General features: G+C 46.9%; 9 protein-coding genes, 1 tRNA gene and 1 pseudogene. 5 read left to right on the top strand and 6 right to left on the bottom strand.

Translation table 11 applies throughout. The features are described from left to right. Window positions 1-156 precede the first annotated feature (156 nt). Entirely contained in the window at window positions 157-486 is a 330-nt protein-coding gene (locus tag ASN18_RS15930) for a DMT family protein (RefSeq protein ID WP_085053776.1), read from the top strand. On the opposite strand, the gene ASN18_RS15925 is transcribed toward ASN18_RS15930, so the two are convergent. The 5 genes from ASN18_RS15925 to ASN18_RS15905 form a co-directional block, all read right to left on the bottom strand. Next, window positions 426-2138: a glycosyltransferase family 39 protein gene (locus ASN18_RS15925; protein ID WP_085053775.1), complete on the bottom strand. Its 1713-nt coding sequence runs from the start codon at window positions 2136-2138 to the stop codon at window positions 426-428. The two genes, ASN18_RS15930 and ASN18_RS15925, sit on opposite strands and share 61 nt — an antisense overlap. Before the next feature lie 4 nt (window positions 2139-2142). Then, on the bottom strand, window positions 2143-3018 hold the full coding sequence (locus tag ASN18_RS15920) for an N-acetylglucosamine-6-phosphate deacetylase (RefSeq protein ID WP_085053774.1): 876 nt from the start codon (window positions 3016-3018) through the stop codon (window positions 2143-2145). Window positions 3019-3026: 8 nt separating this feature from the next. Beyond that, complete coding sequence (locus tag ASN18_RS15915; RefSeq protein WP_085053773.1) at window positions 3027-4751, bottom strand: sodium:solute symporter family protein; 1725 nt, start codon at window positions 4749-4751, stop codon at window positions 3027-3029. 91 nt (window positions 4752-4842) lie between these two features. Next, on the bottom strand, window positions 4843-5058 hold the full coding sequence (locus ASN18_RS15910; protein WP_085053772.1) for a type II toxin-antitoxin system HicA family toxin: 216 nt from the start codon (window positions 5056-5058) through the stop codon (window positions 4843-4845). Further along, window positions 5055-5270 (bottom strand): type II toxin-antitoxin system HicB family antitoxin, encoded by a 216-nt coding sequence (locus tag ASN18_RS15905; protein ID WP_085053771.1) that lies wholly within the window; start codon window positions 5268-5270, stop codon window positions 5055-5057. The genes ASN18_RS15910 and ASN18_RS15905 overlap by 4 nt, the downstream gene beginning before the upstream one ends. 162 nt (window positions 5271-5432) lie before the next feature. Here ASN18_RS15905 and pbpC point away from each other — a divergent pair, with 162 nt between their 5' ends. From pbpC to ASN18_RS17840, 4 genes are all read left to right on the top strand, one after another. Further along, window positions 5433-7694 carry a penicillin-binding protein 1C gene (gene pbpC, locus ASN18_RS15900; RefSeq protein ID WP_236861827.1) on the top strand — a complete coding sequence of 754 codons (2262 nt, stop codon included), beginning with the start codon at window positions 5433-5435 and terminating at the stop codon, window positions 7692-7694. An 89-nt stretch (window positions 7695-7783) separates the two neighbouring features. Next, entirely contained in the window at window positions 7784-9037 is a 1254-nt protein-coding gene (locus ASN18_RS15895; protein WP_157073052.1) for a YhjD/YihY/BrkB family envelope integrity protein, read from the top strand. Window positions 9038-9091: 54 nt separating this feature from the next. After that, window positions 9092-9168, top strand: a tRNA-Asp gene (locus ASN18_RS15890). A 76-nt stretch (window positions 9169-9244) separates the two neighbouring features. Continuing rightward, complete coding sequence (locus tag ASN18_RS17840) at window positions 9245-9457, top strand: ATP-binding protein (protein ID WP_085053769.1); 213 nt, start codon at window positions 9245-9247, stop codon at window positions 9455-9457. Between the two features lie 214 nt (window positions 9458-9671). On the opposite strand, the pseudogene ASN18_RS18035 reads toward ASN18_RS17840, so the two are convergent. Then, a pseudogene (locus ASN18_RS18035) lies at window positions 9672-9755 on the bottom strand (hypothetical protein); the annotation flags it as partial. Window positions 9756-9847 lie beyond the last annotated feature (92 nt).

The raw sequence follows: 9847 nt of genomic DNA, 5'->3' as shown, positions 1-9847 counted from the left end.
AAGAAAGGGGGGTGCTATTATGACACAGTCTGGAAAGCAGGAATCCAGGAGAGGGATTAGCGGGTGTAAGTTTCTAATGCGATTGCCCTGGTGTCCATCCCTGCAAATAACCCAATACTTATGTTAGCATATACTGTGAGGCTGTTTTTATAAATAATGAAAACTATCATATTACTAATATTATCAAATGCGTTTATGACTATTGCGTGGTTCTGGCATTTAAAGTACAAGGAATTATCGCTGTTTACGGTCATTCTTATAAGCTGGTCTGTCGCGTTTGTTGAGTACTGTTGTCAGGTTCCTGCCATACGTTGGGGCCACGAGAGCTTCACTGCTGCACAGATGAAGACCATGCAGGTGGTGTTTTCGCTTATCCTTTTCAGCATCTTTTCTATCTTTTACCTGAAAGAGGGACTAAAGTGGAACTATATTGTAGGGTTTTTGATGCTTTCTGGGGCGGTATTTGTTATCTTCAAAAAGTGGTAGCGCCATAATACAGGCAGCAGCGCCGCTGGCAGATAATAACCTATCTCCGTAGGATAGCTGTAGCGCACAACTGCCGTTGTCACCGCTGAGGTAACAAGTGCTGAAAACAGAGGGACTGCTGAGAGTGCCGCAATAATAAATGCCTCTGTGTCTCTGAACTTTCGCCTGAATAACACAAATGTCACATATGCAAACACTACAAAATACACACCCACCCATAAGATATTCCTGAAAATCAGCCTGTGATACCTCTGGTACAGAATGCTTGCCCTCATCAGCGGGGTCTTCACCTCTTTGACATATATAACTGTGGTTGCGTTATCGCTGCCAACAGTGTAGGACAAAAATGCGTTTTCCATCTTAGGTGGAAATGGTGACAGGTACTCGTTTAACGTCCATGAGATGATTGCCTTGTCACCAAGGGGCTGTGTATCGTTTGAAGCCCGAATAGTGTTGTGATATGCAATAAGCGAGTACGATATGTAGCGGACGATTGTCTGGTAGATATCCTTATCTCCTTCAATGTCAGCCTCTTCACGCCGTATGTTTGTCAAAAACCCACCAAGCATCACACCAACAAACTTCAGGTATATCAGCGGGTGATTTCTTATCTGGGTCATTGCAATATCGTTGAAGACCGGGTACAAACCCATCATCGGCGTTGCAGGGTCAGCTTTAGGCGGTTTAACCGTCTTGAGAAACTCAAACGTGATGGCAAGGTTATACGAATATGTCATCTCAAAGGCATCGTAGAGCGCTTTAATATCCCATGAGTCCATTACAGTCCGCCTGTCCACCTCTGAGACCCTTTTGTTTACACTCTCGACGATTGCTTTATTGACATCGTCCGGGAATTTTTTGTTGGGCTCCATAAAGGGTATTGTCAGGCTGAATAGATTGTGCGGTCCAAATGGAGATACTGTAAATGAACCAATCGTAAAACGGTTATATCCGGCTAGTGCAATCAGCATCACTGCACATGGGACTATTAACGCGGCTAACATCCTCTTAGGACAGCGGTTTATAATCAGATATGCCGCCGCTGCTGCCGCTATTAATAATATAAATATCCCCGCTGGTCTTATCCATATCATATAACCCATTAGTAATGACACTACCGCCCACGACAATGCCCTCCTGCCGTGGACTGCCAGTATTAAAAAGCCGTAAAACAGCACTAAGCAGCTCACATAAAGGCTCTCTGTCATATAGTTTGACTCATACCAGAGAAAGGTTACACTGGTTGAGTATCCAGCCAGTGCAATGGCAGCATAAAGTGCCGCTTCAGGGTATGTTTTATTTATAACATAGAGCAAAAATAACAGAGAAGAAATGCTGATAACGCCCTGCGTCAAGGCTATCATTAAATTTGTAGGGTTTGTAAACAGCTTAAATAACATGACAATAAACAGCGGGTAGCCCGGTGTGCGGTGGTCAAACAGCGGCAGTTCACCGTGTAACATCATGTAGGCAGGCTTGGCATATGTCCAACTGTCCGGCGTAAGCGTTACAAGCGGGTGATAGAGATAAAAAGGCAGCCGAGTCAGTAAAAAAGGGCAGATGACAATCAGAAAGGCAATCTCGCCCCTGTATCTGTCAAGATGCCCTGTAAATGGCAGGTTACTCAGTTTTGTATTAATTTTATTAAGCAAGCCGTCAACTCAGGGATGATAAATATCGCGTCGGATTTTCTGTTACACACCTCATTATTTTATCCTCGTCAGAGCCAAGCTGTATCAGGCGCCTGGCTGATTCCATTAAGGTTGCTGCGCCGCCTTGCAGGGTATTGTTTATGTCGGTAATCCCAGCGCTGGAAGTTGGCATAGTCCCCGTTTCCTTAACTGAATCTGAGACGATGATTATCTTATCCAGCGGCTTGGCGGCAAATATAAGCTCAATAGCGCTGGGGTGGAGATGGTAGGGGTCTGCTATCACCTCTATATAAATTGCCTTGTTTGTAAGGCCGAAGCCGACAAGTCCAGGCTCCCTGTGGTGAAACGGGGCTGTGGCGTTAAACAAGTGGGTAATACCGCGCGCCCCGGCGCTAAACCCGGCCAGGGCCTCTGCATATGTTGCGCCTGAGTGCCCCATACTGACAATTATCCCCAACTTCGTAATCAGCCGAATCAGCTCAACCGCGCCGTCAAGCTCAGGGGCTATAGTGATTATTTTTATTATATCGCTGAAGCCTTCGATGAGTTCATTCAGGGCGCGCTCTGTGGGTTTAATAAACGCAGTGCGCTTCAGGGCGCCGCACCTCTGAGGGTTCAGAAACGGCCCCTCCAGATGTAGCCCAAGAATCACCGCCTGAGCAGTTAACCTTGAATGGCGCTGAAGTTCCATCGCCTCTTTTATTGCCGACATGTGAAGGCGCATCGTCTGTATATCATCTGTGTAGACAGTTGGCACAATCCCATCAACGCCACAAGCCATCTGTATTTCGGCTATTTTCAGTATATCGGCAGCGGAGGCCGTCCTCGTATCAAGCCCCCCGACACCGTGTGTGTGAATATCAATTATTGGTGATTTCATTTTTGTTTTCAGGCATCCCCCTGCCCCCGGCCATACAGTCCCTTGTAAAGCAAAATCCCTGAAACCAGGCCCGCCACAGCGTACAATATCCCACCGGTAAATCTTTGCAGCAGCAGCATCCCCACACTCAGCGTAAGGGCATAGACAAATACGGTGCCTGTGAGCCATTCCCATATTGGTGAGCGGTAGGTCAGTTTCCTTATGCTTGCTGCTGGCAGTTTGTCCTCAATAGCCCTCCAGCCTATGCCTCCAGCGTAGACGCGTTTATAGAATTCGATAAGTTTCCCCTCGTCAGACGGCCTCGTAAGCAGCGTAACCACGACCCACGCCACGGTTGAGATTGATATTATGAGAAACAATTTTTCGTAATACGGCATCTGCGGCAAATAGATAAATATGACCGCTGAGACAACCGTCGAGGCCAGCATTGCAGAGATTTCACTCCATGGATTAACGCGCCACCAGTACCATCTCATCAGGAACACCAGCCCCGTGCCGCTTCCAAAGGCTACGAGAAACTTAAATGTCCCCACTATGGACTCAGAAAAATACGTAACAACAGCCGTCAGCAGACTAAGGCCAAGCATAGAGAAGCGTGTTGCCGTCAAATAGTGCTTTTCTGTGGCCTTCGGGGCGATAAATCGCATATAGAAGTCTTTCATAAAATATGCCGATGATAGATTCAGATATGTAGCAATAGACGACATAAACGCGGCGAAAAAGGATGCAAACATCAACCCCCGCAGCCCGTTTGGAAGCAGCTCCACGGCCATAAGCGGATATACTGCCTCATTGTCTTTGGCGGTTGGATAAAGGATTAATGACGCCAGCGCTGCCAGTATCCAGGGCCATGACCTCAGGGCATAGTTAGCAACATTGAAAAAAAGTGTTGCCCCAATAGCATCCCTTTCGCTCTTACACGAGGCCATTCGCTGCACTACCACGCCGCCGCCGTCTGAGGAGTACTTTGCCCACCAGCTTAACCCTATGTAAGCGGCAAAGGTCAGCACTGGTACCGCTAACAGGCCGCCCTCAAACGATGGAAAGAAATCCAGATATTGATTCCCACCGCCAATGGCCGCGACCTTAGTGGTAAGGGCGCTAAGACCACCGACCTTATTTACAGATATGACGGCAAGTATTATAGAGCCGGTCATAGCCAGAATGAACTGAAAGAAGTCCGTTATTATAACGCCCCAGTAGCCTGCAAACAGGGAATAGATAATTGTCACACCGCTTGAGATGAATATTGCCGTCCATTTATCCCACCCCAGCCCGATGTCTAGTATTTTTACCATGGCAAGGATTATCTGTGCCTTTATTATAGTATGCAGGAACATGGAAAAATATATCGCCTTAAATCCCCTTAAAAACGACGCGGACTTACCTGAGTAGCGCATCTCTGTCAGTTCAACGTCGGTCATTACACCGGCCCGTTTCCAGAGCTTTGCAAACACGGTAACAGAGAGCATCCCTGTCATTAAAAAACACCACCACTGCCAATTCTCATATACGCCGTTTGAGCGTATCAGTGCAGTGATATACAGAGGTGTGTCAGAGGAAAACGTAGTGGCAACCATCGACGTACCGGCAAGCCACCACGGCAGCCGCCTGCCGGAGAGAAAAAACTCCTCAGTAGAGCTTGATGCCTTCTTCGTGTAGTACAGCCCTAGTATCAGCGATATTACAAAGTAAGCTAAAATAATTGCTAAATCTGTATGCGACAAGTGCATAGGGATATAATAACAACAATTGGATAACTAAAGTCTATGCCCTGCCAAATAGTCAAAGGCAGGCTGCCAGAACAGTTTAGTTAACAGGCCCTCACGCCAAGTTTTTAAGTTCATCGATTGTAATGCCTGCCTTTTTAATGATGTTGCTGAGAGTTCCTTTTTTGATTTCTTTATGAAACGGGACAACTACAGAAATGTTTTTTTCCAGATTATGCATAAAGATATGGCTTCCCCTGTAGTGGTCAACAACAAACCCTATACGCCTCAATGCTTTGACAACATCTTTTCCGGAGAATGTTTTGCTCAAAGCGCCATTTCCACTTCTTTCAGAATGACGTCAGGTCTTGATTTTATCTGATTTAGTTTTTCAAGTCCTTCTATGTAAGCATGTATGGCTTCTTTGGCATTTTCAATGGCCTCCTCTTCAGTATCACCTTGTGTAAAACAACCGTCCAAAGCAGGGACTGACACGTTAAAACCACCTTCATCTGCTGGCTCAAGGATTAAATTGAATTTCATAGCAGAAATCTCCTTTTCATTTATAGCATTTGTTGAACGTCTCTATGTCTTGAAATTGACCGCTCATGATTAGAGTATATCAATTGGTGAGATACTTTGCAAGCGCCATAGTCAATACAACATAATATGATATCCAATCAATGTTGGCTGCCAACTCAGTTAATGCTCAATGCGTTTGCCACAGGCCTGAGACTATCACTGACAAACAGATATATGCTACAATGGTTCTCCCGATGGCATTATGTCTTAGGGGGTGGTATTATTTATAATATTTGGATATATCATCTGAAAAAAAAACTCATCCTCACGCTGATTATCATAGTGCTGGCGCTTTTGTGTGCGGCTTATCTGGTGTTTTTCTCAGGCGGCGGCGCGCAGCAGTCGTATCAGCAAGTTAGAGATTCGTACAAGGCATCAGAGGCCGTCCTCCTTGACAGAAACATGGAGGTAATCCACGAACTCAGGATTGACACAAAGGGACGGCGCCTCGCCTGGCAGCCGTTAAAAGACATATCACCCGCCGTCGTACAGGCAATAATACACACAGAGGACAAAAGATTTTACGCCCACCACGGCGTGGACTGGCGCGCCATTGCCTCAATCAGCCTAAAGAAACTTACATCGGGTACGAGGCGCGGCGGCAGCACAATCACCATGCAGCTTGCCTCAATTTTTAACGATGGGGGTTTTAAGCCAAAAAAGGGGAGGCGCTCATTCCTCCAGAAGATAAGCCAGATTAAGGCCGCCCTTGCGCTTGAGCGGCAATGGACAAAGGACGAAATCCTTGAGGGCTATCTGAATCTGGTATCATACAGGGGGGAACTCAGTGGCATTGGGGCGGCGGCAAGGGGGCTTTTTGATAAAGACCCTTCGGGGCTTACGCAGTCTCAGGCCCTGCTTCTGGCCGCTCTTGTAGGTGCACCAAATGCCGCATATCAGGCGGCCGGGGAACGTGCCTGCAAGCTGGCTCAGGGCCTGCAATGGAATGACTCATGCGGGCAAATTAAGATACTTGCATATAACACACTCTCTGTCCCCTATCAAATCAGGCCGCGCACGGCCTTTGCCCCTCATGCGGCTCGTCTTCTAATAAAAAATGGCAAGCAGGAGGCAGTCTCAACATTAGACGGTGAACTTCAGCGCCTTGTACTTGACAGGCTTGACAGACACCTGATTGCCCTTAAGGAAAACAATGTCTCAGACGGCGCAGTCCTCGTTGCAGAGAATAAGACAGGCGAGATACTTGCTTACGTCGGTAATGGCGGCGGGGCATACTCAAGCGCTGTCAAAGTTGACGGCATACGGTCGGAACGTCAGGCAGGGTCAACGCTGAAGCCGTTTCTTTATGAACTGGCGCTGGAGCGCGGTTTTTTGACCGCAGCGTCGATTTTGGATGACTCACCGCTGAGGATTCAAACGACTTCAGGGCTTTTCATCCCGCAAAACTATGGCAAGGATTTTAAGGGGCAGGTAAGCGCGCGGACGGCGCTGTCCTCATCACTAAACGTACCGGCGGTCAGGGTGTTGGAGATTGCCGGGCTTGAGGCCTTTACAGTACAGCTCAAGGTGCTGGGCTTTAAGGGGCTAAGGGAAGACGCAGAGTTCTACGGCTATTCAATAGCCCTGGGTTCTTTAGACATCACCCTGTTTGAGCTGGTAAACGCCTATCGCACGCTTGCCAATGGCGGCATGATGGGGGATTTGACCCTGACTCCACAGCCTGGTCCCCCAGTCACAAAGCAGATACTTGATGCCAGGGCTGTTTATATTATATCGAACATACTGTCTGACAGGGGGGCAAGGAGCCTGACCTTCGGCTTTGACAATCCCCTTGCGACACGATTCTGGACGGCAGTTAAGACCGGCACAAGCAAGGACATGCGCGACAACTGGTGCGTGGGATACTCTGAGCGCTATACGGTTGGCGTGTGGGTTGGAAACTTCTCAGGTGAGCCAATGAAAGACGTAAGCGGCATAACCGGCGCAGCCCCGCTGTGGACAGAAATAATGAACTATCTTCACAGCGCAGCCCCGTCAAATGCACCCGCTCAACCCTCTGGCGTTATGTCCGGAAGCATCGCTTTTGAAGACGATGTTGAGCCTGACCGCAGCGAACTATTCATAGCAGGCACTGAACCCGTAAAGACCCAAATCAGACTCAACAAGGAGTATGAGACCCCGCGTATAACCTATCCGCCATCTGAGACAATAATAAGCCTTGACCCAGACATCGGCGAGGCTAATCAGATGGTAGTGTTTCAGTACACACCGCAACATGAAAGACTCACATGGACGTTAAACGGTGAAAAACTTGGCACACAGGGAACTCCGCAGTTGTGGAAACCCAAAAAGGGTAGTTATAGGCTTTCAATTGTGAATAATGAAGGGAAAAACCTTGATACTGTATCATTTCAGGTGCGCTGATGCGGTCAATTTCTTTATTTAGATGCCCACTATATGATAGATTAATATATGCTTGGTTTATTTTATCTGAAAGGGTTGGGTAAAAGGGGGTGAGCAATATCAGCAGGACAACTTTAGAGAAACTCAAAGGCATGTGCAGTCCAGCTAAGTTGTTGGCTGAGTTGTATATCGTCATCGTTGAATCAATAAAATCGTTTATAAAAAACAACAACATGATCTCCTCGGCTGCTTTAGCCTATTACGGGATTTTTGCCTCTATCCCTATGTTGATTCTTGCCGCTTTATTCTTAGTAAACTATTTCACCTCTTCTATGGGAGCTGTTGCCGGACTAAAGAAGATTACCTCTATCGTGCTGCCCGACCAGCAGGATGTAATATTGAAAGAAGCCTTTACGCTCTCGAGCCTGAATGGAAGCTGGGGCATTGTTGGTATTGTCGCCTGTGTCTGGTCAATTACGCCCCTTATGTCCACACTGAGGATTATCTTTGCTAATATCTTCAGAGAAGAGAACCGGAGGCCGTTCTTTGTAGAGCTTGCCATTGACGTTGTAGTAGTATTCTTATTCCTCCTGATTCTCATCTCACTCGTAATAGGCGAGATTGTTTACTCACATGTGACATCTGTTATTGTTAACTATATCCCGTTCGTTTACCAATTAATCGTCTTAAGTACGAACCTGCTCATATCGATAGCTGCCCTTACCGCCTTTTTTTACGTGTTAATACCTGTACGAACCAGTTTTTGGAATATCTTAGCCGGTGTGATGCTTACGTCTGTTCTGTGGGCTGTAGTGAAGCCCTCATTTGCCTATTTTATCGTCATCAATCCCCATTTTGGATTTGCCTTTGGCTCTCTTAAGACAATCTTATTAATAATATTATGGGTTTATATGTCTTTCTTCATCCTCCTGATAGGGGTAGAGTTTACAGCACATATGCACAGAAGGGGCATTGTTTCGCTGAAATACTTGATTGAAATTCACGGCGGTAAAATACACAATGTCCTGTTATATAAATATGCCAGTGTATATAACGCCTCAGATGTGGTATTCCAGCAAGGAGACGCAGGCAGCGAAATGTACTATATCCTCGGCGGGGCAGTTCAAATCACTGAAGGCGATACTGTTATATATGAACTAAACGAGGGGCAGATATTTGGAGAAGCCGGTATGCTGCTAAACTCTAGCAGGACTGAAACCGCGACGGTCATAACGGACAATACCTTCCTCCTCCCTATTAATGAAGCGGCCTTCGGGGTGCTTTCACAGTATGACCCGCAGCTTGTTGTGCTGCTGTTTAAAGAGATGGCGAAAAAACTTGGACTCCAACATTATCATAAATAAAATCGTTGCTATATTGACAATAACTATGCTATATTAACCAGGTGAAGATGTAATGGGGTGGTAGTTCAGCTGGTTAGAACGCCGGCCTGTCACGCCGGAGGTCGCGGGTTCGAGCCCCGTCCACCCCGCCATTTTCTTCCCACATCCTTTCCAATGTCGCAAACTCGTCATCTTTGCCCACCAGCTCCCTATTGAGACACTGACGGCATGAGATGGCTGAAGGAAATAGCCTATAACCGGCTGCATGGTACGACACGTCAGAAGGTAAGGGACAGGTGGGAGGAAATGTTTGGTGACCAAGTGATTGCAACGGCCATCCTTGATCGCCTGCTCCATCACTGCAGGGTCGTCAACATCAAGGACAACAGTTTTGGATGGCCATTGAAACACGCGGCTATCGGTGTGATTTCGGGGGCATGATGGGTTATTTAACTACTAAAATTTAATAATAGCAAATGTAGCGGCTAACTGCCCTATCCAGAAGAGGAACATCCATTTGATGTTCTCAGCCTTCGTGTTGGCAGTCTCAGCACGCAACTTCTCTATTTCAATCTATAGTTTGCCTGATTCCTCTGTGATTCGTTCGTTGACTTCTGAGATGCGTTCGTTGATTTTGCCTGTCTCAACTCGTATCTCAAGCCGGTCCGTCGTCTGTTAGGCTCTTTTTCCACTTGTAGTGCAGATTTTCATGAATCCCAAGATTTCGTGAAACCTCAGATGCTTTCCTGCCTCACTCTTTCTATAAGTCGTACTGCTTCAGACTTAAACTCTTCATCTTATCTTCGTCTTTCCATCTCCTACCTCCGTTTC

The organism is Candidatus Magnetominusculus xianensis, from assembly GCA_001541255.1.
In the GTDB taxonomy this organism is placed as follows: Bacteria; Nitrospirota; Thermodesulfovibrionia; order Thermodesulfovibrionales; family Magnetobacteriaceae; genus Magnetominusculus; species Magnetominusculus xianensis.
The sequence above is the reverse complement of the archived record's forward strand: the minus strand, read 5'-3'. Positions and strand labels throughout refer to the sequence as shown.

What these genes read in the sequence shown, in the direction of transcription:
- ASN18_RS15930 (WP_085053776.1), top strand. Translation starts at nt 157, where the DNA reads ATGAAAACTATCATATTACTAATATTATCAAATGCGTTTATGACTATT.
- ASN18_RS15920 (WP_085053774.1), bottom strand. Translation starts at nt 3,018, where the DNA reads ATGAAATCACCAATAATTGATATTCACACACACGGTGTCGGGGGGCTT.
- ASN18_RS15915 (WP_085053773.1), bottom strand. Translation starts at nt 4,751, where the DNA reads ATGCACTTGTCGCATACAGATTTAGCAATTATTTTAGCTTACTTTGTA.
- ASN18_RS15905 (WP_085053771.1), bottom strand. Translation starts at nt 5,270, where the DNA reads ATGAAATTCAATTTAATCCTTGAGCCAGCAGATGAAGGTGGTTTTAAC.
- pbpC (WP_236861827.1), top strand. Translation starts at nt 5,433, where the DNA reads ATGCTCAATGCGTTTGCCACAGGCCTGAGACTATCACTGACAAACAGA.
- ASN18_RS17840 (WP_085053769.1), top strand. Translation starts at nt 9,245, where the DNA reads ATGAGATGGCTGAAGGAAATAGCCTATAACCGGCTGCATGGTACGACA.